General features: G+C 68.4%; 16 protein-coding genes. 3 read left to right on the top strand and 13 right to left on the bottom strand.

The features are described from left to right. Nucleotides 1-38: 38 nt before the first annotated feature. Nucleotides 39-1,307, top strand: a complete 1,269-nt coding sequence (locus tag AQ619_RS00080) for a cytochrome P450 (protein WP_062142525.1) — start codon at nucleotides 39-41, stop codon at nucleotides 1,305-1,307. Between the two features lie 127 nt (nucleotides 1,308-1,434). On the opposite strand, the gene trpS is transcribed toward AQ619_RS00080, so the two are convergent. The 8 genes from trpS to mutS form a co-directional block, all read right to left on the bottom strand. Then, complete coding sequence (gene trpS, locus AQ619_RS00075; protein WP_062142522.1) at nucleotides 1,435-2,472, bottom strand: tryptophan--tRNA ligase; 1,038 nt, start codon at nucleotides 2,470-2,472, stop codon at nucleotides 1,435-1,437. Nucleotides 2,473-2,639: 167 nt separating this feature from the next. Next, nucleotides 2,640-4,250, bottom strand: coding sequence for a murein biosynthesis integral membrane protein MurJ (murJ, locus tag AQ619_RS00070; protein WP_062142519.1), 1,611 nt, complete (start codon nucleotides 4,248-4,250; stop codon nucleotides 2,640-2,642). A 51-nt stretch (nucleotides 4,251-4,301) separates the two neighbouring features. After that, nucleotides 4,302-5,255, bottom strand: coding sequence for an NAD(P)/FAD-dependent oxidoreductase (locus tag AQ619_RS00065; protein WP_062142514.1), 954 nt, complete (start codon nucleotides 5,253-5,255; stop codon nucleotides 4,302-4,304). A 4-nt stretch (nucleotides 5,256-5,259) separates the two neighbouring features. After that, complete coding sequence (locus AQ619_RS00060; RefSeq protein WP_062142511.1) at nucleotides 5,260-6,015, bottom strand: SDR family NAD(P)-dependent oxidoreductase; 756 nt, start codon at nucleotides 6,013-6,015, stop codon at nucleotides 5,260-5,262. After that, a complete protein-coding gene (locus AQ619_RS00055) occupies nucleotides 6,008-6,448 on the bottom strand; it encodes a DUF3429 domain-containing protein (RefSeq protein ID WP_062142507.1) in 441 nt (146 codons plus the stop codon). The genes AQ619_RS00060 and AQ619_RS00055 overlap by 8 nt, the downstream gene beginning before the upstream one ends. Next, on the bottom strand, nucleotides 6,445-6,825 hold the full coding sequence (locus tag AQ619_RS00050; protein ID WP_062142504.1) for a thiol-disulfide oxidoreductase DCC family protein: 381 nt from the start codon (nucleotides 6,823-6,825) through the stop codon (nucleotides 6,445-6,447). Before AQ619_RS00050 ends, AQ619_RS00055 begins: the two co-directional genes overlap by 4 nt. Before the next feature lie 784 nt (nucleotides 6,826-7,609). Beyond that, the gene (locus AQ619_RS00045; RefSeq protein WP_062142501.1) at nucleotides 7,610-10,435 is read right to left on the bottom strand and encodes a [protein-PII] uridylyltransferase; all 2,826 of its coding nucleotides are present in this window, start codon (nucleotides 10,433-10,435) and stop codon (nucleotides 7,610-7,612) included. A 21-nt stretch (nucleotides 10,436-10,456) separates the two neighbouring features. Further along, on the bottom strand, nucleotides 10,457-13,156 hold the full coding sequence (mutS, locus tag AQ619_RS00040; RefSeq protein ID WP_062142498.1) for a DNA mismatch repair protein MutS: 2,700 nt from the start codon (nucleotides 13,154-13,156) through the stop codon (nucleotides 10,457-10,459). 104 nt (nucleotides 13,157-13,260) lie between these two features. On the opposite strand from mutS, the gene AQ619_RS00035 reads away from it, so the two are divergent. Further along, complete coding sequence (locus tag AQ619_RS00035; RefSeq protein WP_166504097.1) at nucleotides 13,261-13,776, top strand: energy transducer TonB; 516 nt, start codon at nucleotides 13,261-13,263, stop codon at nucleotides 13,774-13,776. Here the strand turns inward: AQ619_RS00035 and dnaJ are convergent. The 3 genes from dnaJ to AQ619_RS00020 form a co-directional block, all read right to left on the bottom strand. Continuing rightward, nucleotides 13,773-14,924, bottom strand: coding sequence for a molecular chaperone DnaJ (gene dnaJ / locus AQ619_RS00030; protein WP_062142492.1), 1,152 nt, complete (start codon nucleotides 14,922-14,924; stop codon nucleotides 13,773-13,775). The two genes, AQ619_RS00035 and dnaJ, sit on opposite strands and share 4 nt — an antisense overlap. 160 nt (nucleotides 14,925-15,084) lie before the next feature. Further along, the gene (dnaK, locus tag AQ619_RS00025; protein WP_062142489.1) at nucleotides 15,085-16,977 is read right to left on the bottom strand and encodes a molecular chaperone DnaK; all 1,893 of its coding nucleotides are present in this window, start codon (nucleotides 16,975-16,977) and stop codon (nucleotides 15,085-15,087) included. A 324-nt stretch (nucleotides 16,978-17,301) separates the two neighbouring features. Then, nucleotides 17,302-19,938, bottom strand: a complete 2,637-nt coding sequence (locus tag AQ619_RS00020; RefSeq protein WP_062142486.1) for a M1 family metallopeptidase — start codon at nucleotides 19,936-19,938, stop codon at nucleotides 17,302-17,304. 93 nt (nucleotides 19,939-20,031) lie between these two features. On the opposite strand from AQ619_RS00020, the gene AQ619_RS00015 reads away from it, so the two are divergent. Next, the gene (locus AQ619_RS00015; protein WP_062142483.1) at nucleotides 20,032-20,649 is read left to right on the top strand and encodes an alpha-ketoglutarate-dependent dioxygenase AlkB; all 618 of its coding nucleotides are present in this window, start codon (nucleotides 20,032-20,034) and stop codon (nucleotides 20,647-20,649) included. A gap of 12 nt (nucleotides 20,650-20,661) precedes the next feature. Here the strand turns inward: AQ619_RS00015 and AQ619_RS18935 are convergent, their stop codons facing one another. Together AQ619_RS18935 and dnaA are read right to left on the bottom strand one after the other, a co-directional pair. Next, entirely contained in the window at nucleotides 20,662-22,533 is a 1,872-nt protein-coding gene (locus AQ619_RS18935) for a tetratricopeptide repeat protein (RefSeq protein ID WP_166504096.1), read from the bottom strand. Nucleotides 22,534-22,736: 203 nt separating this feature from the next. Beyond that, the gene (dnaA, locus tag AQ619_RS00005) at nucleotides 22,737-24,203 is read right to left on the bottom strand and encodes a chromosomal replication initiator protein DnaA (protein ID WP_062142476.1); all 1,467 of its coding nucleotides are present in this window, start codon (nucleotides 24,201-24,203) and stop codon (nucleotides 22,737-22,739) included. Nucleotides 24,204-24,536: the final 333 nt, after the last annotated feature.

The raw sequence follows: 24,536 nt of genomic DNA, 5'->3' as shown, positions 1-24,536 counted from the left end.
GGCGTGATACGGAAAACAACGACCTGCGGGAGGCTTCCATGAGCGATGGCTCGATTGATCTGAGCGCCGATGCGCGCGCCAAGGCTTGGTCCATTCCCCTTGAGGACTACCATGTGGCTGACCCGGTCCTGTTCCAGGCCGATGCCATGTGGCCCTATTTCGAGCGCATGCGGAAAGAGGATCCGGTCCACTGGTCCAAGGGCGACGAGGAGACGGGCCCCTACTGGTCGGTCACCAAGTACAACGACATCATGGCCGTCGACACCAATCACGCGGTGTTCTCGTCCGACGCCCATCTGGGCGGCATCACCATCCGGAACTTCGACGAGGACTTCGTCCTGCCGATGTTCATCGCCATGGACCCGCCCAAGCACGACATCCAGCGCAAGACCGTCAGCCCGATCGTCTCGCCCCAGAACCTTGCCAAGCTGGAAGGCCTGATCCGCGAGCGGGTGAACCTGATCCTCGACGACCTGCCGATCGGCGAGCCCTTCGACTGGGTCGACAAGGTGTCGATCGAGCTGACCACCCAGATGCTGGCCACCCTGTTCGATTTCCCGTGGGAAGAGCGCCGCAAGCTGACCCGCTGGTCGGACATCGCCACCGCCTCGCCGGAAAGCGGCCTGATCGAAAGCGAAGAGGCCCGCCGGGCCGAGCTGCTCGAGTGCCTGGCCTATTTCACCAATCTCTGGAACGAGCGCGTCAATGCCACCGAGCCCGGCGGCGACCTGATCTCGATGCTCGCCCATGGCGAGGCCACGCGCGACATGCCGCCGATGGAGTATCTGGGCAACATCATCCTGCTGATCGTCGGCGGCAATGACACGACCCGCAACTCCCTGACCGGCGGCCTCTATGCCCTGTCCAAGAATCCGGAACAGGAAGCCAAGCTGCGGGCCAATCCCGAGCTGATCCCGTCGATGGTGTCGGAGATCATCCGCTGGCAGACGCCCCTGGCCCACATGCGCCGCACGGCTCTGGAAGACGTCGAACTGGCCGGCAAGACCATCAAGAAGGGCGACAAGGTCGTCATGTGGTACGTCTCGGGCAACCGCGACGACACGGTGATCGAGAACGCCGACAGCTTCATCATCGACCGCGAAAACCCCCGCCGCCACCTGTCGTTCGGCTTCGGCATCCACCGCTGCGTGGGCAATCGCCTCGCCGAGATGCAGCTGAAGATCGTCTGGGAAGAGATCCTCAAGCGCTTCCCGAAGATCGAAGTGCTCGACGAACCGCGCCGGGTCTATTCCAGCTTCGTGAAGGGTTACGAGACCCTGACGGTGCGGATCCCCGAGCGGGTCTAGTCGGCGAACACTTGCCCCCTCCGCGCCTTCGGCGCTCCTCCCCCGTAGGGGGAAGATGAGGTCAGCACGGCTTCGTCTTCCCCCTACGGGGGAGGACGACCGCGAAGCGGTCAGGAGGGGGCGAGTTTCAAGCCCCCCAGAACCCCACCAGTTTCTTGACCTCGGCCACGGTCGGGGCTGCCACTTCGCGAGCCCGCTCCGCGCCCCTGGCGAGAATACGGTCGATCTCGGCCGGATCGGCCAGCAGGGACCGCATGCGCTCACCCACCGGGGCCAGCTTCTCGACCGCCAGCTCGGCCAGGGCCGGCTTGAAGGTCCCAAAGCCCTTGCCGGCATAGTCGGCCAGAACCTGCGCCTTCGTCCGGCCGTCCAGAGCGGCGAAGATGCCGACCAGATTATCGGCCTCGGGCCGGGTGGCCAGGTCTTCCAGGGTTTCCGGCAGGGGCTCGGGATCGGTGCGGGCCTTCTTGACCTTGGTGGCGATGGCGTCGGCGTCGTCGGTCAGGTTGATGCGGCTATAGTCCGACGGGTCGGACTTGCTCATCTTGGCCGAGCCGTCGCGCAGGCTCATGATCCGGGCACCGGGGCCCTGGATCAGCGGGTCGGGTTGCGGGAAGAACGCCGGAGCGTTGAAATCGTGGTTGAACTTGGCGGCGATGTCGCGGGTCAGTTCCAGATGCTGCTTCTGGTCCTCGCCGACCGGCACGTGGGTGGCCTTGTAGATCAGGATGTCGGCAGCCTGCAGCACCGGATAGGTGTAGAGGCCCACGCTGGAGCGTTCCTTGTTCTTGCCGCTCTTTTCCTTGAACTGGGTCATCCGATCCAGCCAGCCGAGGCGGGCGACGCACTGGAAGATCCAGGCCAGCTCGGCATGCTCGGGCACGGCCGATTGCGGGAAGATCGTGGCCTTGGCCGGATCGAGACCGGCGGCCAGATAGGCGGCGGCGATCTCGCGGGTCTGCTGGGCCAGGGCGGCCGGCTCCTGCCACACCGTGATGGCATGCAGGTCGGCCACGAAGATGAAGGTGTCGATCTCGTGCTGCAGGCGGGCGAACTTCACCAGCGCGCCGAGATAGTTGCCCAGGTGCAGGGCGCCGGAGGGTTGCACGCCGGAGAGCACACGGGCGGGGCCCGCATAGGCGGCGACGGGAGCTTGGTCGGTCATGGCTTCAGCCTTGGATCTTGAAACTTGGAATGGCGAGCGCGGAAACGCCAACCGCATCCCGGGATGCGGCGATCAGGGTCAGCAGGAGCCGCGCCATCGCGGCGGGAAGGGACCGATCAAAGCCATGGCCGCTGGTTACCGCTCCGCGCCCCTCAGGGCAAGCCGGGTCAGCGCCCCGCCCCGCGCCGCAGCACCATCCGGGCCTCGGCAAGGGTCACGCCGCCGGAGAGCAGCAACAGCACAGGATAGAGGCCCGCCGCCAGGACGCAGGTCGCCAGGATGGCCAGCTCCTTGGCCGCACCGACGCCCATGGCCAGGATCGGGGCCTCGATGGCGGCGCGCCAGTGCGACATCGCCGCCAGGATCAGGCCCAGTGAGACGCTGGCCGCCAGCACCCGCACGATCTTGCCCCAGGCCATGGCGCTGGGCGTGTAGTCACCGCGCTTGCTCAGGGTCAGGACCATCTGCAGCACATTGATCCAGGAGGCGGCACTGGTCGCGGCGGCCAGGCCGGGCACGCCCATGACCGGGAACAGGGCGAGGCCCAGGCCGATATTGATCGCCACCGAAACCAAGGCGAAACGCATCGGGCTCTTGGTGTCGCCGCGTGCGAAGAAGGCCGGCGACAGGATGCGGGCCAGGACGAAGGCCGGGGTGCCCCAGCCATAGTGCAGCAGGGCATTGGCCGTCTGACGGGCGTCGAACGCCGTGAATTCTCCGCGGGTGAAAAGGCCGTCGATCAGGAAATAGGGAATGCTGAACAGGGCCACGGCGGCCGGCAGGGTCAGGGCCAGGGCGAAGATGATGGCCTGGTCCATGGCCGTCTGGGCTTCGCGGCGATCCTCGGCCGCCACGGCCCGCGACAGGCGCGGCAGCAGGGCGACCCCGATGGCGACGCCCACCAGGCCGAGTGGCAGCTGATAGAGGCGGTCGGCATAGGCCAGCCAGGTCCGCGCTCCGTTCACATGGCTGGCCAGCACGCCGGAGATGGTGATGTTGATCTGGCTGGCGCTGGCGGCGATGGCCCCGGGTACGGCCAGGGCGATCAGGCTTTTGATCTCGGGCGTCAGGCGCGGCAGCCGCCAGCGGATCGTGGCTCCCGCCTTGCGCACCGCCCAGACCAGCAGCAGCACCTGGCACACCCCGGCCGCCAGAATGCCCCAGGAGGCCGCCACCGCCGCGTCATGGGCATTGCGGGTCGGGATCACGGCGATCAGGGTCACGAGGTTCAGCAGGATCGGCGCGGCGGCCGAGACGATGAACTTGCCCCGGGCGTTCAGCACGCCCGACAGCAGGGCCACGATCGCCATACAGGGCAGGTAGGGCATGGTGATCTGGGTCAGGATCACGGCCAGCTTGTACTTGTCGGTGCCGAAGCCGAAGCCCGGGCTGATCACCATCATCAGCCACGGCATGGCCGCCTGGGAGATCAGGGTCAGGCCGACCGTAAAGGCGGCGATGGTGGCCATGGCATCGGCCGCCAGCTTGTCGGCGACCTCGGCCCCGTCCCGATCCAGGGTCTTGGAATAGGCCGGCACGAAGGCCGCCGCGAAGGCCCCCTCGGCGAAGATCCGCCGAAACAGGTTGGGGAACATCTGGGCGGTATTGAAGGCGTCGGCCGCGAAATTGGCGCTGGCCCCGAGGAAATACGAGATCACCAGATCGCGCACAAAGCCCATCAGGCGACTGACCAGGGTCAGGCCGGAATAGATCGCCGAAGACCGGATCATGCCGGGGGCTTTTTTCGGGGCGGCGTCGGAGGGGGCGGTGTCGTTCACGGACGGCTTCTGAGCGCTGGCGGCAAGGGCGTCAAGAGAAGGCACGCCGGCTCATGCGGTCACCAGCCGCTGCGCCAGCCGATGGCCCGAGCGCCAGGCCCCCTCGACGCTGCCGCCGCCCAGCCCGTCGCCGCAGACCCCGAGCCCCAGGGCCGGGTCCCAGAGCGGTTCGCGCGCCGCGGCCAGGGGCCGGGCATAGCGCCAGCGGTGGGCCACGGCCGACACGGCAACCGGCGCGGCCTCGCCCAGCAGAGCCTCGAACCCGGCCAGCAGCAGAGGAACGGCCGCTTCAGGGGTGAGCTCCAGATGGGTCCGCGACCAGTCCGGGCCGGCCTGGATCACCCAGGCCTCCGTCCCGCTGCGTCCCGGCTTGTCGGCCTCGCGCCCGGCATAGGCCACCCCTGCGCCCCCGGTCAGAACGGCCTTTGGGCTTGGCACCGGTTGCGCAAAGACCGCCATCAGGGTCCAGCACGGCTCGGAGCGGACGGCCTCTACCACCGCCGCGAAGTCGGGTTGGACCGGGGCCAGCAGAACGGCAGCCTGTTCCGCCGGCAGGGCCAGGACGATCTGGTCGAAGGGGCCTTCGTCCTCCGTCGTCCCGACCAGACGCCAGCCGGAACCGTCGCGCGACAGCCCCGTGATCGTATGGCTCCAGCGGGTCTCCAGCAGGGCGGCCATGGCCTTGAGGGGCGCGTTCATGGCCGGAAGTCCGATGAACTGTCCCTCGCCCGCAGCGGGCCAGGGGGCGACCAGACCCGCCTGCCGCCAGGTCTCGACCTGGGCCTGAAAGTCGCTGCCGGTGGCGGCAAAGGCGGGCGTCCCGTGATCAAAGGCGACCTCGCCCCCGTCCAGGGCCTGTCGCCGTGTCGACATTCGGCCCCCCGGACCCCGCGCCTTGTCGAAGACCACGACCGTCCGACCGGCGGCCTGCAGGGCGGTGGCACAGGTCAGACCGGCCATACCGGCGCCGATCACGGCGGTGCGGGGCGTCGCGGCTGCGGTCATGAGGTCACCATGCGATCGGAGATCCGTCCCAGGCATAGAAGCCGCCATTGGCCTCGGGGCCGAGGCCCGCGACCACCGCCAGCAGGGCGGCGGCCGACTGCACCGGCGTGAACAGTTTCCCGTCGGGGACGCCGGTCTGGAAGGGCGCGCTCAGGGCCGTCGCCACCGTGCCGGGATGCAGGACCACACAGACGCCGAGAGGGCGAGTGCGGCGATGTTCGACGGCCAGGGTGCGGATCAGCATATTCAGGGCCGCCTTGGAGGCGCGGTAGCCGTACCAGCCGCCCAGCTGGTTGTCGCCGATACTGCCGACCCGGGCCGACAGGGCGGCCAGGACGCTGGGACGATCGCGCGGTGTCAGGGGCAGAAGATGCTTGGCCACCAGGGCCGGGCCCACGGCATTGACCTGCAGGACCCGGGTCAGGGCCTCGGAATTCAGGTTGCGCAGGGACTTTTCCGGGGCCAGGCCGTCGCCATGCAGCAGGCCGGTGGCGATCAGGATCAAGGTCGGCACCCCCAGGGCGCCGATCTGCCGGGCGGCCTCGGCCAGGCTGGCCTCGTCGAGAATGTCGGCGGCGATCCAGACCAGCCGCGCCCCGGCCTCCGCCGCCGCGGCCTCGGCCGGGGGACGACGCGACAGGACGATCACCCGGTCATGGGCCGGATCCCCGACCAGGGCGGCGGCCAGGGCGGCGCCGACCCCGCCCGTGCCGCCGACGACCACCGCCAGCCGGCCGCAGGGGTCAGGGGCCTCAGCCATGAAGCAGCAGGGCCCCGGCCGACAGTCCGGCCACCGCCCCGAGGGTCAGAACCAGCCTCAGGCGCGGATACCAGGCGGTCAGGCCGCGCGACCAGACATCCCAGGCCCCGTGGATCAAGAGGGCCAGGGCCAGCAGGGCCAGCTGCGCCGCCCGCATCGCGTCCGGCAGGAGCAGGATCGCCAGGGCGGCCAGGGTCGGGATCATGGCCAGGGACACCACCCGGCCATCGACCCGGGCCTCGCGAACCGCCAGGGCCCAGCGGGCGCCGCCCAGAAAGGACAGGATCAGGCCGCCATAAAGGGCCAGGGCGCGGCCGGCCAGGGCGGCCTGTTCAGGCAGCAGCCAGCCGACCAGGGGCGGGGCCAGAAAGGGGATCAGGCCCAGCAGGCCATAGGCCAGGACGACGGGCGGAATAGGGGATGAGGGCTTCATGCGGCGTCTCGGCTCGGGCGGGCATCCAGGCGGCGAACCAGGGCCTGCAGGCGGGGCCGCAGGCGCAGAAAGCCGCGATAGGCCCGTTCCAGAATCCACAACAGCGGCGGAAGACGCGCCAGCTGTCCGAACGGGGCCAAAACCGGAATGGCCCGCCACAAGGCGGCGAAGGCGGCCGCGCCCGAGACCATGGGCCCACCGGCCTCGCGGGCATGGAAGCGCGCCAGCAGATCGGCCCGGTCGATCGGACAGCTCCCGTCGCCGGCCACGTTCTCGAAGGCTATAGCCCCGCGTTTGTCCAACCGGCGCATCAGGGCGATCTCCCGAACGCAGAGGGGACAATCGCCGTCGAACCACACCGTCACGGCGGGGATCATCTGTGGATCTGGAACGCTCGACACCGGGTCTGTCCTGTTGCGCGCCACCCGTAACGCGGCGCGGCGAGGACAGCAATCGGGCTGGGGCGACCGACACGGCCGGGCCGCTTCACGCGGAGGACCGCTGAAGGTGTGGGAAGGGTCGCGGAGCGTCCGGGCCTCGCCCGGATGAGGGGATGTGCAAGTACCGTTTCGACGAAGACAGACGCTCCGCGTGACCGTTATCCCTCTGGCCGGGGCGCGCAGGTCTGGTTCAACCTTTTGCCCCACCCGGGCCTTGTCCTCCTCGCGACGGACTTGAGCCTTGGGCTGCAGCCACGCCGATTCCGGAGGGACCCGGAGCGAACCTTCGGACGGGCGGAGGCCCTGGCTTGCCCCCGATGGGCGGATTTACGTCCACCGCCCTCGCATTAAGCGCGCCGGCACGGACATTCGTCCGACCGGTGGCCCCGCTCGATCACCCCTGACAGCCGTCGCTGGTCGCCGGCCGGACGCCCTTCCCGTGCTGTCAGGTGAGACTGATTATGCGGGCGGATTCAGCGCGTCGGACTGGCGCGCTCCGATTTATTGCAAGGCATTGATTGGACTAGAGTTTGTTCGGGAAACTCAGAGGATAGATCTAGCCCAATCCCCGCACTTGCCCCCTACGGATCGCTTCGCGATCGTCTTCCCCCGGAGGGGGAAGATTAGGTCGGCGCGTTTCATCTTCCCCCCGCAGGGGGGAGGACGACCGCGTTAGCGGTCAGGAGGGGGCCTGCAGCGTCGGCCGGTAGACACACCGCCCCTACCGCGCCACGCTCGCCCGCGCCCGCTTCAGCCCCGGCCGCGTGTTCGGCGCCCCGGCCTCATTGGCTTCCAGGGCCGACAGCAGGTCCGCCTTCAGGGCCGTGACCTTGCGGGTCTCGGTCAGTTTCTCGCCCTCGGCTGTCTGGACATAGAAGGCGTCGACGGCGCGTTCGCCATAGCCGTCGATATGGGCCGACTGGATCGACAGGCCGCTCGTTGCCAGGGTCTGGGCCAGGGCGTGCAGCAGGCCCGGACGGTCGCGGCCCGAGGCCTCGACCACGGTGGCGTCGTTGGAGGCCTCATTGTCGACCACGACACTGGGCGCAATGGTGAAGGCCGCCGTGCGCGACTGTTCGGCCCCGCGCCGGGGCTCGAAGCTCATGATCTCGCCGCGACCGGCCGCTTCCAGGGCGTCGGCCAGGCGGCGCAGGGCGCGGGGGTTTTCGCAGCCGAGCGGGGCACCGGTGACGTCCTGGACATAGAAGACGTCGAGGGCCTGGCCCTGGCGCGAGGTGAAGACCCGGGCGCCGACCACATTGCCGCCCAGGGACGAGATGGCCAGGGCGAGGTCGGCGAACAGGCCGCGCCGGTCCTTGGCGGCGACCACGATCTCGGCGGCATTGGAGCCCGGACGCACCTGGCCCTCGGCAGCGGCCCCGCCCTGGATGGCGGCGCGGCGGGCCAGGGCGGCATGGTCCTTGAGGTCCTGGGTGTTGAAGGCCCCGAAATAGGCGTCCTCCATGGCGGCGGCCCAGCCCTTGGCGGCAGGGTCGTCGGCGATCAGGGTAGCCCGCGCCGCCTCGGCAGCGGCCTCCTGATGGCGCTGGACACTGGCGGCGGCGTCACTGCCCCGGCCGCCGCGGAACACGGCCTCGGTGGCGTTGTAGAGTTCGCGCAGCAGCTGGCCCTTCCAGCCGTTCCAGACCCCCGGCCCCACGGCGCGGATATCGGCGACGGTGATGACCAGCAGCAGGCGCAGGCGCTCGGGATTCTCGACGATGCGGGCAAAGGCGGCGACCGTGCCGGGGTCGGAGACGTCGCGCTTCTGGGCGAAGTCGCTCATCACCAGATGGTTCTCGACCAGCCAGGCCACCAGCTCGACCTTCAGGCGGTCGACGCCCAGGCGCTCGCAGGCGCTGCGGGCGCTGCGGGCCCCGGCCTTTTCCTGACCGCCCACCCCGCCCTTGCCGGTGTCATGCAGCAGCATGGCCAGGAACAGGGCCTCGCGGTCCTCGATCAGCGGCATGATCGAAACGGCCAGGGGATGGTCGTCGGCCAGACGTCCGGCAGCGATGTCGCCGATCACGCCCACGGCCCGCAGGGTGTGCTCGTCCACCGTATAGGAGTGGTACATGTTGAACTGCATCTGGGCGACGATGCGGCCAAATTCCGGGATGAACCGGCCCAGCACCCCGGCGTCGTTCATCAGGGTCAGGGTGCGATAGGAGCGCTTGCCGCGCGCCAGCAGGTCGAGGAAGGCCGCGCAGGCCTCCTCGTCGCGCCGCACCCGCGAGGTGATCAGGCCGAGGCTGCGGGTCACGGCCGTGAAGGCGTCAGGATGCAGGTCGAGATCGCGCTCGTCGGCGATCCGGAACAGCCGGATCAGATTGACCGGATCGGCCTCGAACACGTCCTGGCCGTCAATGTTCAGGCGGCCGCCGTCCTCATAGAAGCCCTCGACATCCAGGGCCTTGCGCTTGGGCCGGCCGCCGCCGGGCAGGAAGCGGGAAATGCCCTTGGGCTCGTGCTTGAAATTGTCGGCTTCCAGCTTGGCCGAGAAGGCGCGGGTCAGGGCCCCGACCTCCTTGGCGATCAGGAAGTAGCGGCGCATGAAGCGCTCGACCGCCGGGGCGTCGCCCCGGTCGCCATAGCCCATGCGGCGGGCGATCTCGGGCTGCAGGTCGAAGGTCAGGCGCTCTTCGGGCCGGCCGGTGGTGAAGTGAAGGTGGGCGCGCACGGCATGCAGGAAGTCGAAGGCGCGGATGAAGGCCTTGGCCTCGCGCCGGTCGAACACCTCCAGCTTGAAGACGTCCTCCGGGCGGTCCACCGGATGCAGATATTCGGCGATCCACATCAGGGTGTGCAGGTCGCGCAGGCCACCCTTGCCTTCCTTGACATTGGGCTCGACCATATAGCGGCTGGCCCCGGCCCGAGCCTGGCGGTCGTCGCGCTCCTTCAGCTTGGCGGCGACGAACTGGGCTCCGGTGCCCTTCATCACATCGTCCTGGAAGCGCTTCTTCAGATCGGCGGCCAGGCGCTCGTCGCCGGTCAGGCGGCGGGCCTCGAGGATCGAGGTGCGGATCGTGAAATCCTCGCGCGACAGGCGCACGCATTCCTCGACGGTCCGCGAGGCGTGGCCGACCTTGAAGCCGAGATCCCACAGCGCATAGAGCATGAACTCGATGACGCTCTCGGCATGGGGCGTCTGCTTGTAGGGCCGCAGAAACAGCAGGTCGATGTCGCTGAACGGGGCCAGGGTGCGGCGGCCATAGCCGCCGACGGCCAGCAGGCACAGGCGTTCGCCCTCGGTCGGGTTGCGGGCCCGGAAAACGTGGACCGTGGTGAAGTCATAGAGGGCGGTGATCACCTCGTCAGTGACTCCGCTCAGCAGGCGCGAGGTCTCCAGCCCGCCGGCCCCGTTTTCCAACCGCTCCTTGGCGATCATCCGGCCGCGGAACAGGGCCTGTTTGAGGATCTCGATGGCGCGGGCGCGCTGGGCGGCCTCGTCGCCCAGGGCATCGAGGGCGGCGGCCGACAGACGGGCGCGCAGGGCGTGGCCGTCGACGACATGTTCCAGCGGGGTGGGGCGAAGGCGACGGGGCATGATGGGGATATGGTGTACCCGCTAAGCCTTGAGCAGTCCCTTAAGGCGATATAGCGCCTCAAGAGCCTCGCGCGGCGACATTCCGTCGATATCCAGGTCCTTCAGGGCCGTATCCACGACACTGGGCGCCGCCTGGACGGGCGCCGACAGGGCCTGGCTCATGGCAAACAGCGGCAGGTCATCGAGGCGGGCGGGTGATTCGGCCTTGGACTCGAGGCGATCCAGCACCTCGCGGGCCCGGGCCACCACCGGGGCCGGCACCCCGGCCAACTTGGCCACCTGCACGCCGTAGGAGCGGTCGGCGGGTCCGGGCGCGGCCTCGTGCAGGAAGACCAGATCCCCGTTCCACTCCTTGGCCCGCAGGGAGAGGTTGGAGACGTGGTCCAGCCGCTCCTCCAGGGTCGCCAGTTCGTGATAGTGGGTCGCGAACAGGGCGCGGCAGCGATTGGTGTCGTGCAGGGCCTCGGCGCAGGCCCAGGCGATGGCCAGGCCGTCATAGGTGGCCGTGCCCCGGCCGATCTCGTCGAGGATCACCAGGCTGCGCGGGGTGGCCTGGGTGAGTATGGCGGCGGTCTCGACCATTTCCATCATGAAGGTCGAGCGGCCGCGGGCCAGGTCATCACCGGCCCCGACGCGGCTGAACAGGCGGTCGACGACCCCCAGCCGGAAATGGACGGCGGGCACATAGCAGCCGGACTGGGCCAGTATGGCCAGCAGGGCATTCTGGCGCAGGAAAGTGGACTTGCCGGCCATGTTCGGCCCGGTGACGATCGACAGGCGCGCCGCCGTCTCGCCCGAGGCGTCGAGGGTGCAGGTATTGGGCGTATAGGGATCGCCGGCCCGCTTGACGGCGGCCTCGACCACCGGATGGCGGGCGGCCTGGGCGTCGAAGGCCAGGGAACGGTCGACGACCGGACGCGTGGCCCCGCTGTCCTGGGCCCATTCGGCCAGGGCGGCGGCGACGTCCAGCCGCGCCAGGGCCTCGGCGGCGATCTGGATGGCGTCGGCCAGCAGGCGGGCCACCTCGCGCCAGGTCTCGAAGGCGGCCACCTCCATGGCCAGAACCCGCTCGGCGGCCTGGGCGATGCGGGCGTCGAGATCGGCCAGCTCCACCGTGGTGAAGCGCACCTGGTTGGCCAGGGTCTGGCGGTGAATGAAGGTGGCGTTCAGCGGCGGCTGGAACAGCGGGTCGGCCTTCCCGGCCGTGGCCTCGACGAAATAGCCCAGCACCCCGTTGTGGCGGATCTTCAGGGGCACACCGCTCTCGGCCGCCAGCTGGGCCTCCAGGGCGATGATCACCTTGCGGCTGTTGTCGCGCAGAGCCCGGGCCTCATCCAGCTCCTCGCGCACCCCGGCGGCGACGAAGCCACCGTCGCGGGCCAGGGCCGGCAGGTCGGGACCCAGCCCGGCCTCCAGGGCCGCCAGGAAGCCGGCCAGACCCTCATGCAGGTCGGGCGTCAGGGCGCGGAAGGCATGTTCCAGCTCGAACGGCGGCGAGGTCAGGGCATTGCCGGAGCCGGCGACCAGGGCGGCCAGGGCCTGGCCGGTCTTCAGGGTGTCGCGCAGGCAGCCCAGGTCGCGCGGCCCGCCCCGGCCCAGGGCCAGGCGCGACAGGGCGCGGGCCATGTCGCCGGAGCCCTTCAGGGTCTCGCGCAGGGTCTGGCGCAGGGACCGATGCTCGACAAACCACTGGATCGCGTCGAGGCGCTGATCGATGGCCGCGACATCCAGCAGCGGCCGCGCCAGCCGCGAGGCCAGCAGGCGGGCTCCGCCGGCGCTGACCGTGCGGTCGATCACCGCCAGCAGAGACCCGTTGCGGTCACCGGCCTGGGTGCGGTCGATCTCGAGACTGCCGCGGGTGGCCGGGTCGATGGCCATGACATCGGCATCGGCGGCGCGGCGCGGCGCCCGCAGGGCCGGCAGCCTGCCGGCCTGGGTCATGTCCAGATGGGCGGCGATCAGGCCCAGGGCCCCGATCTCGGCCGGGGACAGGCCGCCGAAGCCGTCGAGGGTCTCGACGCCATAGAGCCGCTTGACCCGTGCCTCCGAGGCCTGGGGCTCGGACAGGGCCGAGGGCATGGGCTGGATCAGGCCGCCGCAGATCTTCAGGGTCTGGGACAGGGTCTCGTCCGACAGCAGCCGGTCGGCGACCAGGGTCTCGGACGGGGCGAGAGCGGCAAGGATCGCGGCCACCCCGTCCTTGCTGACCGAGAACACCTCGACCTCGCCGGTCGACAGCTCGACGCTGGCCACGGCCGCCTGTCCGGCCCGCACGGCCACGGCGGCCAGGCGATTGGCCCCGCGCGCGTCGAGCAGGCCCTCCTCGGTCAGGGTTCCCGGCGTCACCACCCGGACGATGTCGCGGCGGACGATCGACTTGGAGCCGCGCTTCCTGGCCTCGGCCGGGTCTTCCATCTGCTCGCAGACGGCGACCTTGAAGCCCTGGCGGATCAGTTTCGACAGATAGGCCTCGGCCGCGTGCTGCGGCACCCCGGCCATCGGGATCGGCTCGCCATTATGCGTCCCCCGGAAAGTCTGGGAGATGCCCAGGGCCGCCGCCGCCGCGATCGCATCGTCGAAGAACAGCTCATAAAAATCGCCCATCCGGAAGAAGATCAGGGCGTCCGGCTGCCGCGCCTTCATCTCGAAGAACTGCGCCATCACCGGCGTCGCGCCGGTGGCGTCATAGGTCTGGAGGGCAGGAGCGGCGGGGGCGTTCATCGGCGCGGAACCTACAGCGCGTCGCTGGCTTCGTTAAGGGATTATGCCGATTGCCACTCGCGCTGACTTCATGCCAGATCGCCATGGGGTTGTGGGGGTCGGTCATGTCAGCGTCAGAGGCGATCAGCGCCGTTCCGGAGCGCCCCGCTGTCATGGGCCGCTACAAGCCCGACTGGCTGGAAAAGCCGACGGGCGAAGACATGGCATGGGCCTATCCGGCCCACGCCCAGCGCCACGGGGTCGAGGGCAAGGCGGTGATCAAGTGCCAGGTCGGTCCCGACGGCCGCCTGGGAAACTGCCAGGTGATCTCGGAAACCCCGAAGGGCGAGGATTTCGGCGTCGCAGCCGTCGCCCTGTCCCAGAAATTCCGGATGCTGCCGCCCCCTGCCGGCTATGCGGCCAAGACTCCCGAGGTGACGATCCCGATCGTGTTCCAGATGCCGCAGGACAGCTGGTCCCGGCTCAAGACCGCGACCGCCGCCGGGCCCAAAGGCGCCGGACCATCGCTCGCGCCGCTCGATTCCGGCGATGTCCTGCTGATCGCGGGCGTGGGGGCGATCGCCTTCGCGATACTGGGGCTGGTGTTCTCGGTCGCGGGTAAACGCAGCCGCGACCTCTAGCTCCCGGTAACCTCTTCCCAGAAGCGCTTGGCCTTGCCGACGAAATTGGCCGACTTGGGGTTCTGCTTGTCGTCGCACAGGCCGGCCAGCTCCTTGAGGAGCTCCTTCTGCCGGGCCGACAGGTGGGTCGGGGTCTCGACGAACAGTTCGACCACCAGGTCGCCGCGCTGGCGGCTGCGCAGGGACGGCATGCCCTTGCCCTTGAGGCGGACGGTCTTGCCGGTCTGGGAGCCTTCCGGAACCTTGACCGGGATCTTGCAGGCCCCGTCGCAATCCTCGCCGCCCATCAGGCAGGGGGCGTCGATCTCGCCGCCCAGGGCTGCCACGGTCATCGGCACCGGCACGGTGCACAGCAGGTCCAGGCCGTCGCGCTCGAACAGTTCGTGCGGGATCACCGACAGGAAGATGTAGAGGTCGCCGCGCGGCCCGCTGCGGGCCCCGGCATCGCCCTCACCGGACAGGCGGATGCGGGCACCGTCATCGACGCCGGCCGGGATGCGCACCGACAGGATGCGCTCGCGGCGCACCTGGCCGTGGCCACTGCAGGTCTGGCAGGGATCGAGCACCAGGCGGCCCGAACCGCCGCAGCGCGGGCAGCCGCGCTCGACTGCGAAGAAGCCCTGGGTCGCCCGCACACGGCCGTGACCGCCGCAGGTGCCGCAGACGGTCGGGCTGGTGCCGGGCTTGGCGCCCGAGCCGTCACAGACCTCGCAGGTGATGGCCGCCGGAACCTTGATCTCGACCTCGGCACCGGCATAGGCCTGCTCCAGGGTGATCTCGAGGTCGTAGCGCAGGTCCTGGCCGCGTTGCGGGCCGTTCGAGGGGCGACGGCCGCCACCGAACATCTCGCCGAACACATCGCCGAACACGTCGTTGAAAATATCGCTGGCGTCACCGCCGAAGCCGCCCTGGCCACCCCCGCCGCCGCCATTGACGCCGGCATGGCCGAAGCGGTCATAGGCCGCGCGCTTCTGGGGGTCGGAGAGGACGCTATAGGCCTCGTTGACTTCCTTGAACCGACCGGTCGATTCCTCGCAGCCGCCATTGCGGTCGGGATGGTGCTCCATCGCCAGCTTGCGGAATGCGGACTTCAGGGCCGCATCATCGGCGGTCCGGGTCACGCCCAGGATTTCGTAATAGTCGCGCATCGTCAGCGTCTGGCGCCCAAGAGGCCCACGGGAGAGGCGTTGATAGGGAAAGAGGTGGGGTTTTCGATCGCGGGGCGCAAGGCGTCACAACCGCGCGGATCCGCCGTTGGCGGCCGCGGAACGACCAGACTGGATTCGTTCCGCGGCGCGCCCATGACGACTAGTTTGCCGGCTTGTTGTCGTCGACTTCCTCGAACTCGGCGTCGACGACACCGTCGTCGGCCGCGTCATCGCTGTCACCCGAACCCTGCTGGGCGGCGTACATGGCCTCACCCAGCTTCATCGAGGCCTGGCGCAGGGCGTCGGTCTTGGTCTTGATCAGCTCGGCGTCCTCGCCTTCCAGCGCGGTCTTCAGATCGGTGAGACCGGTCTCGATGGCGGTCTTGTCATCGCCCGACACCTTGTCGCCGTGCTCGGCCATGGCCTTTTCCGTGGCGTGGACCGTGGCCTCGCCCTGGTTCTTGGCCTCGACCAGGGCCTTCTTCTTTTCGTCCGACGCCTTGTTGGCCTCGGCTTCCTTGACCATGCGCTCGATGTCGGCATCCGACAGGCCGCCATTGGCCTGGATGCGGATCGAGTGCTCCTTGTTGGTCGCCTTGTCCTTGGCATGGACATTGACGATGCCGTTGGCGTCGATGTCGAAGGTGACCTCGATCTGCGGGATGCCGCGCGGGGCCGGCGGAATGCCCTGCAGGTCGAACTGACCCAGGAACTTGTTGTCAGCGGCCATCGGACGCTCGCCCTGGAAGGCGCGGATCGTCACGGCCGACTGGTTGTCGTCAGCGGTCGAGAAGGTCTGGGAGCGCTTGGTCGGGATGGTGGTGTTGCGCTCGATCAGCGGGGTGAACACGCCGCCCAGGGTCTCGATGCCCAGGGTAAGCGGGGTCACGTCGAGCAGCAGCACGTCCTTGACGTCGCCTTGCAGAACGCCGGCCTGAACGGCGGCGCCGAGGGCCACGACCTCGTCAGGGTTCACACCCTTGTGCGGCTCGCGGCCGAAGAAGTCCTGCACCGCCTGCTGGACCTTGGGCATGCGGCTCATGCCGCCGACCAGGATCACTTCGTCGATGTCGCTCTTCTTGAGGCCGGCGTCCTTGAGGGCCTGTTCGCACGGACCGATGGTGCGGGCGATCAGGTCTTCGACCAGGGCTTCCAGCTTGGAGCGCGACAGCTTGATGTTCAGGTGCAGCGGGCCCGACGCATTCATCGAGATGAAGGGCAGGTTCACTTCGTACTGGGCGGTCGAGGACAGTTCCTTCTTGGCCTTTTCGGCCTCTTCGCGAAGGCGCTGCAGGGCCAGCTTGTCCTTGCGCAGGTCGACGCCCTGCTCCTTCTTGAACTCGTCGGCCAGGTAGTCGACGATCCGCAGGTCGAAGTCTTCACCGCCCAGGAAGGTGTCGCCGTTGGTCGACTTCACCTCGAAGACGCCGTCGCCGATTTCGAGGATCGAGACGTCGAAGGTGCCGCCGCCGAGGTCATAGACGGCGATCTTCTTGCCGTCGTTCTTGTCCAGGCCATAGGCCAGAGCAGCCGCGGTCGGCTCGTTGATGATGCGCAGGACTTCCAGGCCGGCGATCTTGCCGGCGTCCTTGGTGGCCTGACGCTGGGCGTCGTTGAAATAGGCCGGAACGGTGATCACGGCCTTGGTCACCGGCTCGCCCAGATGGGTCTCGGCGGCTTCCTTCATCTTCTGCAGGATGAAGGCGGAGACTTCCTGCGGGGAATAGTCCTTGCCCTGGGCCTTGACCCAGGCGTCGCCGGTCGGACCCTTGACGATGTCATAGGGCACCATGCCCTTGTCCTTCTCGACCACCGGATCGCTCGCGTTGCGGCCAATCAGGCGCTTGATCGCGAACAGGGTGTTGGTCGGGTTGGTGACGGCCTGACGCTTGGCGGGCTGGCCGACCAGGCGCTCGCCGTCCTCGAGGAACGCCACCACCGACGGGGTGGTGCGGGCACCCTCGGCGTTCTCGATGACCTTCGGGGTCTTGCCGTCCATGATGGCCACGCACGAATTCGTGGTGCCAAGGTCGATACCGATAATCTTGCTCATATTACGAACCTGTCGCTCCTGAATGGCGGACGGCGGTGACAAGGGCCTTAGACGCAAGCGCCCCGGTTTTTCTCGCTCCGTCCCCGTCTGGTCGAACTTCCTACGGTTGATCCAATCCTCGCCCGGCGGACTGATGTCGGACGGGCAGAGTGCGTTCCTCGAAGTTGACGAGCCCGTCAACCCCGCTTGGAAGCCGATATGGGGGATGTGCAGCGCCCCGCAAGTCCATTCCCTCATCTTGCGAAGGGGAATCTTCAAGCTGAACAATGGAAAAGGGCCGCACCTGCTGGGTGCGACCCTCCCGCTTTTGATGCAGGGCGGCGATCAGCCGCCAGTCTTTTTTACCCAGGCCGTGATCGCCGGGAGACGGTTCTCGCGGATCGACACCCGGTTGAGCACGGCGGCGGCGGCCTTGTCGGCCTCCTTGCGCGAGCCTTCCGCCAGATTGGCGGCGGCATAGGCCCGGATCCGGTCGGCCATGGCCGGGTCCGACGATCCGGCCCCCAGGCCGGTGATGAAGCGGGTGCGCGAGGTGGTATCGACCTTTTCGTTGACCGCCGCCTTATGAGCCACCGCCCAGTCGAAGGTCATGTCCGGGTGGCTGCCGGCCACCTGCGAGATCATGGTGCTCGAAAGGGTTTCGCCCGGCTCGGCGGTCAGGGCCAGGTCGAGGGCCTTCTGGGCCAGGACCTTGTCGTCAGCGGCCGCCAGCAGGGCATAGAGCTGGGCGCGGATCAGCGGCGTCTTCTCGGCCTGGGCCTGGGCCCGGATCGCATCCCAGGTGGCGGCGTCTGCATGCTGGGCCACCACCGCCAGGATCACCTTGCGCAAGGGGCCGGGAATGGCCGACGGGTCGGTCCTGTCGGCCGCAAAGCGCCGGCGGGCCTCGGCGACCACCGCCGGATCCCCCATGCCGCCCAGGGCCCCGATCAGCTCGCCCCGCAGGATGGCCACCGTGTCGGGCTCGCCGGCCTTCGGCGTCCAGCCGACCTGGGCGAACAGGGGGTTGAGGCGGGCGAGGGCGATCTTGCGGAAGGCCGCCTTTTCGGCGGGCAGGCCCGAATAGTAGCCGTCGATGGTTTCAAACACCCCGGCGATCTTGGACAGAACCTGGGGATCGGCCGAGGCCGGGGTTGCGCTGGCCAAGTCGAGGAAGTCCGTCGCCGGCTGATAGCCGGACAGGCCCATGGCCCAGGTATTGGACATCACGCCCAGCTGGTCGATGGCCGGCAGGCTGGCAAAGCTGCCCACCACCCCGCCGAACCGCTCCGGGCCATACAGGGTCCGGTAATAGCCGCTCTGGCCGGCATTGACGATCACCGGGCCGCAGCCATCGACCGTCACCTTGCCCTTGCCGCCGACGACCAGGGTCTTGGCTTCACCGCCGCCGACCGCCCTGACCGTGACGGGCACCCGCCAGGCGAGGGGCGTCTTGTTGGGCTGGTCCTTGCTGAACTCGCCCTGGGTCAGACTCAGGGTGGCCTTGCCGGCCGTGCAGGTCTGGTCGCTGACGGTGATCAGCGGCACGCCCGGCTGCAGGGTGAAGTCATGGGCGATGTCGGTGATCGGCTTGCCGGCGGCAGCCTCGATCTCGCGCCACAGGTCATCGCTGACCGTATTCCTGTGGGCGTGCTTCTTCATGTAGGTGCGCACGCCGGCGCGCCAGGCATCGGCCCCGACATAGGCCTCGAGCATGCGGATGACCGCTTCACCCTTCTGGTAGGTGATGCCGTCAAAGGCCTGGCTGGCCTGGTCGACGGTCTCGACGTGCTGGACCACAGGATGGGTGGTCTTCAGGGCATCGAGGCTCATGGCATATTCGCGGCCGCCGACCGCGGCCAGGGCCGCGTTCCACTCGGGATGGAAGTGCTCGGTGGCCCGACCCTCCATCCAGGAGGCAAAGCCCTCGTTCAGCCACAGGTCATCCCACCAGGCCATGGTGACCAGATCGCCGAACCACTGGTGGGCCATCTCGTGGGCTACGGTCGTGAAGACCCGCTGGCTGTCGGTCTGGGTCGAGATCTTCGGATCGAGCAGCATGGCGTACTCGAAGGTGAAGATCGCGCCCCAGTTCTCCATGGCGCTGAAGAACTGGCTGCGCCCCGGGGCGGCGATGTTGTCGAGGGCCGGCAGCGGATAGGGCACGCCGAAATAGTCATTGTACCAGGGCAGCAGGTCGGCGGCCGACTTCAGGGCAAACTCCGCCTTGGGCGTATCGCCCTTCTTGGTGACCACCCCGACATCGACTCCGGCCACCTTGACCGAGGCCCGGTCAAACTCGCCGAGGCCGAAGAACAGCAGATAGGTCGACATCTTCGGCGACGTCGCGAACTTGACCAGGGTCTTGCCGCCGCCGAGGTCGGTGCTCGCCGCGACCGGCATGTTGCCCAGGGCCATCTGGCCGGTCGGGACCGTCGCCTCGACGCGGAAGGTCGCCTTGTAGAAGGGCTCGTCCCACGAGGGCACGAAGCGACGGAAGTCGGAATTCTCGAACTGGGTGTAGAGGGCGCGCTTCTTGCCGGTCTCGGTCTCGTAGTCGAGGGCGAACAGGCCGGCGGCCTGGGTGTAGATCTTGCCGGCATAGTCGATGGCCAGCTCGTACCGGCCCTTGGCCAAGGGCTTGTCGAAGGTGAAGCTGGCGGTCTGGGCCTCGTCATCGACCTTGATGCTGGCGGCCCCGATCCCGGCCAGCTCGGCCCTCGTGAAGGTCAGATCGGCGGCCTGCAGGGTGATGGTGCGGGTCGGCTCGACCACCGTGATGGCGATCCTGACCCGGGCCTTGAAGGTCATGCCCTCGACATCAGGGGTAAAGGCCAGATCATAGTGGGACGGGACGACATTGCGCGGCAGCTGGGTCGTGACGGTGGCGGCCGTGGCGGCCCCTGCGGTCGGCGCGGCCAGGGCGGTTCCAGCGGCGAAAATGAGCGCGGCGGCCGCCGCGGAAGACAAAAGACGACGCATGTACAGACCTGGACTGGAACTTTTGGCCCGACCCCACTGGCCGGTTCGCGAAACAACACCCTGCACTCCCGTCAGGCGCGTTAAATATACGTAATGATCCAGCCGCTCACCATCATCCCGGGCCTCGACCTCTGGCCCGGCCTGCTGACGCCCACCGCCCAGTCCGCCCTGGTCGCGACCGTGCTGGCGGCCGCCGAGGCGGCGCCTTTCGACCATTATGAAACGGCCTCCGGCCAGGCGATGAGCGTGGGCATGACGAGCCTGGGGGCCCTGGGCTGGGTCAGTGACCGGACGGGCTATCGCTATGCCGGACAGCATCCCGCCACCGGCCGGCCGTGGCCGGCCATGCCCGGGGTCCTGCTCGACCTCTGGGCCCAGCTGGGCGACCCCGAGGTCCCTGCGGATGCCTGTCTGGTCAATCTCTATCGCGGTACGGCCCGCATGGGCCTGCACCAGGACCGCGACGAGGCCGATCCGCGCTTTCCGGTGCTGTCGATCTCCCTGGGCGACACGGCGGTGTTCCGCTTCGGCGGCACAGCGCGCAAGGACCCGACCCGTAGCCTGAAACTGGCCTCCGGCGACGTCCTCCGCCTGTCCGGCCCGGCCCGGATGGCCTTCCACGGGGTCGACCGGGTGATCGCCGGCTCCTCCAGCCTGGTCCCCGGCGGCGGCCGGATCAACCTGACCCTGCGGCGGGCGGGGGCGGAGTGAAGAACGGCCCGGTCAGGAGGCCAGGAGTCGCGAAGCCGTTGCGCGGTCGGTCGCGCTGAGGTCCATGCCGGCTGCGGCACGCCAGCGGTCCCGGGCCTTGCCCTCATGGCCCTGGGCGACCAGGGCCTGGCCCCAGGCCAGATGCAGGGCACCCCATTGCGGGGCCCGGCGGGCCGCTGCCTGGTACTGACGGATAGCGTCCTTGTGGCGGCCCTCAGCAACCAGGGCATCGCCCCAGACCTTCAGGGGATCGGCCCAGCGCGGCGCGCGCTCGGCGGCGATCTTCAGGACGGCGATCGCGCCCGCCGCATTCCCCCGTTCCAGCCGCGCCTGACCCCAGGCGAAATGGGCATCGGCAAGACTGGGAGCCCGTTCCGTCGCCGCGACGAAGAGGCGCTCCGAGCCCGCGACGTCACCGCTGAGGGCCGCCACCTGGGCCCTGGCGATGGTGATCGGATAGCTGTCGTGGCGTCCCTGGGCCAGCAGCGCCCGGGCCCCGTCAAGGTCCCCCAGCCGGGCCATGGCATAGGCCGTGGGGCCTTCATCGTTAAAGTAGCGACCGGAAACGCTGAAACGCTGTTCCGGATGGGCCTCCTGGATCGAGCGATACCGTGCGACAGCACCCGCCCAGTCCTGCCGCTCCAGTCGCTCAGCGAGCGACAGGCGCATCTCGTCAAGCGCCTCGGCGGGACTGCCGAGCGACCCCGCCACCTCGGTCATCGCCTCGCTGGGACGGTGAAGGGCGATCTTCTGACCCGCAGCCAGCCAGAGGTGATTGAGATTGCGCTGGACATCTTTTTTCCCGAAGCGCTGAAGGATCTCCAGGGCGTGGTTGTGGTCATGCCGGAAGCGAGCATCGAGGGCGAGGTGCTCGACCTTGAAGTTCTCCAGTCGATCGCGATCAAACTCGTCTGACCCCTGGGCGAGCGACGCGACGCGGGCATTGGTCTGATAGCTGGTCTCCCAGTGACCGGCGAAATAGCGACTGCGCGCGAAGATGGATACGCCGAGCGCAAACCGGCTGTCCGCGGCGACAGCAGCCCCGGCCGATTTCAGGCCCTTGTCCAGATTGCCCTGTCGCAAATAGGCGTTGGTGAGCCCAACCAGGGCCCATTTCCGCTCGACCCTGTCATCGTCCAGGGCCAGTCGCTGGAAAACCGCCTGGGCCTCCTCAAGCCGCCGGCCTTCAAGCATCAGATAGACGCCGTAGCGATAGGCCTGAGTCTCGGCGAACAGGGCTTCCGCGGCCCGGTCCAGCAGACCTTCAAGATCGGCTTCCGGGCCCCGGATCAGGGGCGCGGACGTCCGGTCGGCCCGAACGCTCAACTGGACCTCGGTCCCGGCCTTGACGATGTCGCCGGAGACCTCGATCTCCTGGCCGAGCCATCCACGCAGAAACTTCCACAGCTCGGTGGCCGAAACGCCGGTCTGGGGGATGGTGACCTCGACCTCGCCCCAGCCGCTGGAATAGCGGGCTCCGGTCCGCGTCGACCCCGTGGCGGCCTGCAGCCGCGCCAGGCGGTCGATAACCCGCTCGGCCACCACCGTGCCGGTCAGGCCCCGGGCCTCCATCTCAGGGGGCACGGAAAAGGGCTTGATGGTCACGCCGCGATACTGGCTGGCGCTCCAGACCAGCGCCAGAACCGCGACCAGCGCGATCAGGCCAGCCAGGCCGGTCAGGACCTTCAGGGCAAAGCCGGCCCGTTCAGAGGCGATCTGCCAGCCGATCAGCCGGTTCTGACTCAGAAGTAACTGCTCGGCAGAACCCACGGGATCGCGGCCCGAGGCCTTGGCCTCCATGGCGATCTCGATAGGGTCCGGAGTGGTCGGCGCAGGGGCGCGGGGGGACTTGCGGGTCCGCAACGGCCTTGTCTCGTCAGTCAATGCAGCGCCCCTCTTGCCCCCGGGACGAGTGTCGCCAAATCGGGGCAGGTGGTCAAACACCGGTCTCCGGTTAACAGCACCGCCATTGCCCTGACGGCAGGGTCGCCCAAAAAAAGGGGCCGCCCGGCCAGGCGACCCCTTTTCAATCTGATGCCGGACTCAAGGCTGACGCAACGGAAACCGGTGTCAGCCTCCGGGGCGACCTAGCCGCGCAGTTTGCGCGTCAGGACCTCCAGGTCGTGGTTCAGGGCGCTGTCCTCGAGGCGAAGGGCCTCGATGCGGCGCACGGCGTGCAGAACCGTCGTGTGGTCACGACCGCCGAAGCGACGGCCAATGTCGGGCAGGGAGCGGGTGGTCAGCTGCTTGGCCAGCCACATGGCGGCCTGGCGCGGACGGGCCACGGCGCGGTTGCGGCGCTCGCTGAGCAGGTCGGCCTGTTTCATGCCGTAGTGGTCGGCGGTGGCCTTCTGGATGTCGTCGATGGTGATGCGCTTCTCGCCAGCCCGCAGATGCGGCCGCAGGATGGCCTGGACCTCGTCGAGGGTCAGGCGCGACAGGCCCTCGCCGGCCCGGGCCGACAGGGTGTTGAGCGCGCCTTCCAGCTCGCGGACGCTGTCGGTGAAGCGGTCGGCCAGAAACTGCAGGACGTCGGGCCGCATGGTCGGCTCGGAGCCGTGGGCGGCCGACAGGGTCTGGATCTTGCGCTCCAGGATGCCCATGCGCAGCGAACGGTCGGCCGGCTCGAGGCCGCAGACCAGGCCTGCCGACAGGTGCGAGCGCAGGTGCGCGTCCATCTCGGTCATGGCCGAGGGCGGACGGTCCGACGAGAACACGACGCGGCGGCCTTCCTCGACCAGGGCGGTCAGGGTGTGGAACAGTTCTTCCTGGGTGGACTGCTTGCCGGCGATGAAATGCACGTCGTCGATGATCAGCAGGTCGGCGGCGCGCAGCTCTTCCTTGAAGGCCGCCGTCTGGCGATCCATCACGGCGCGCACGAAGGTCGACAGGAAGCGCTCGGCGGTCAGATAGACCACGCGCTTGGTCGGGGCCTGACGCATGGCCTCCCAGGCCAGGGCGTTGAGCAGGTGGGTTTTGCCAAAGCCGTAGGGGCCGTGGAACAGAACCGGATTGAAGTGACCATCGGCCCAGCTCGCCACCCGGCGCGCCACGGCATGGGCAAATTCGTTGGCGGGACCCGGGACAAAGGTCTCGAAGGTGAAGCGCTCCTGCAGACCCTGGGTCCGCGAAGGCTTGCCGGTCGGAACCGGGGCCAGGCTGGGCGCATCGGTCGAGACCGGCAGAACGATCTCGATCGGTTCAGCCTTGGCCGCATCGACATAGGCGCCAGCCGAGGCTTCGAATTCCAGGCGGGATTTCAGGTCAATGCGACGGGCCGTCGGGTCATGGGCGATCCAGAGTTCGCTGATGCGACGCCAGGCGCTGCGACGGATCCAGTCCCGGGCAATACCGGTCGGGGTGACCAGAACCACATCGCCGGACGGACCTTCGCGCAACAGAGCCGGCGCGATCCACGAGCCGAAAGACGCATCACCCAGCTCGCGCTTCAGAGTCAGGCACACCTTGTGCCAGACGCCGCCAGCGGACTCGCAGGCAACCGCTGGAATCGCAGCCGAGAAGTCCTGGCTCGCCACCCCACCCTTGATTGTCATTCGTCCACCGCCTCGTACCTGGTCAAAACCGCTCGTCCCGCCGCACGCCCCCCAAAGGCGAACGACCGGTTCTCCACGCACACGGGGGCTTAGTCAGCAGAACGCAGGGTTCTGCCGCCACCGTTTTTTTCCAAAAACTGGAAGGGCGCTGAGAGCCCTAAACTAGCCAGCCGACCCTGCCGGTCAAACGGAAAACTTGCGTCCGAGTCCGGATATTTCTGTTGACTCGCGAGAGCCCCTCGCGTGGCAAGGGAATAGTTAAGTTCACTATTTTTCGGACGCTGTTATCCGAACAATGCGTGCGGTTGAACACAAAGCAAAAGCCGACTGGAT

The organism is Caulobacter henricii (assembly GCF_001414055.1).
Taxonomy (GTDB): Bacteria; Pseudomonadota; Alphaproteobacteria; order Caulobacterales; family Caulobacteraceae; genus Caulobacter; species Caulobacter henricii.
Note: the sequence above shows the minus strand (reverse complement) of the source record. Positions and strands in the feature narration are given on the sequence as shown.

Excerpts from the sequence above, each read along its gene's own strand:
- AQ619_RS00045 (WP_062142501.1), bottom strand. The coding sequence starts at position 10,435 with ATGCCCCGTCGCCTTCGCCCCACCCCGCTGGAACATGTCGTCGACGGC.
- mutS (WP_062142498.1), bottom strand. The coding sequence starts at position 13,156 with ATGAACGCCCCCGCCGCTCCTGCCCTCCAGACCTATGACGCCACCGGC.
- trpS (WP_062142522.1), bottom strand. The coding sequence starts at position 2,472 with ATGACCGACCAAGCTCCCGTCGCCGCCTATGCGGGCCCCGCCCGTGTG.
- AQ619_RS00020 (WP_062142486.1), bottom strand. The coding sequence starts at position 19,938 with ATGCGTCGTCTTTTGTCTTCCGCGGCGGCCGCCGCGCTCATTTTCGCC.
- AQ619_RS00065 (WP_062142514.1), bottom strand. The coding sequence starts at position 5,255 with ATGACCGCAGCCGCGACGCCCCGCACCGCCGTGATCGGCGCCGGTATG.
- AQ619_RS00035 (WP_166504097.1), top strand. The coding sequence starts at position 13,261 with ATGTCAGCGTCAGAGGCGATCAGCGCCGTTCCGGAGCGCCCCGCTGTC.
- dnaK (WP_062142489.1), bottom strand. The coding sequence starts at position 16,977 with ATGAGCAAGATTATCGGTATCGACCTTGGCACCACGAATTCGTGCGTG.
- AQ619_RS00015 (WP_062142483.1), top strand. The coding sequence starts at position 20,032 with ATGATCCAGCCGCTCACCATCATCCCGGGCCTCGACCTCTGGCCCGGC.
- AQ619_RS00060 (WP_062142511.1), bottom strand. The coding sequence starts at position 6,015 with ATGGCTGAGGCCCCTGACCCCTGCGGCCGGCTGGCGGTGGTCGTCGGC.
- dnaA (WP_062142476.1), bottom strand. The coding sequence starts at position 24,203 with ATGACAATCAAGGGTGGGGTGGCGAGCCAGGACTTCTCGGCTGCGATT.
- dnaJ (WP_062142492.1), bottom strand. The coding sequence starts at position 14,924 with ATGCGCGACTATTACGAAATCCTGGGCGTGACCCGGACCGCCGATGAT.
- AQ619_RS00050 (WP_062142504.1), bottom strand. The coding sequence starts at position 6,825 with ATGATCCCCGCCGTGACGGTGTGGTTCGACGGCGATTGTCCCCTCTGC.
- AQ619_RS00080 (WP_062142525.1), top strand. The coding sequence starts at position 39 with ATGAGCGATGGCTCGATTGATCTGAGCGCCGATGCGCGCGCCAAGGCT.
- AQ619_RS00055 (WP_062142507.1), bottom strand. The coding sequence starts at position 6,448 with ATGAAGCCCTCATCCCCTATTCCGCCCGTCGTCCTGGCCTATGGCCTG.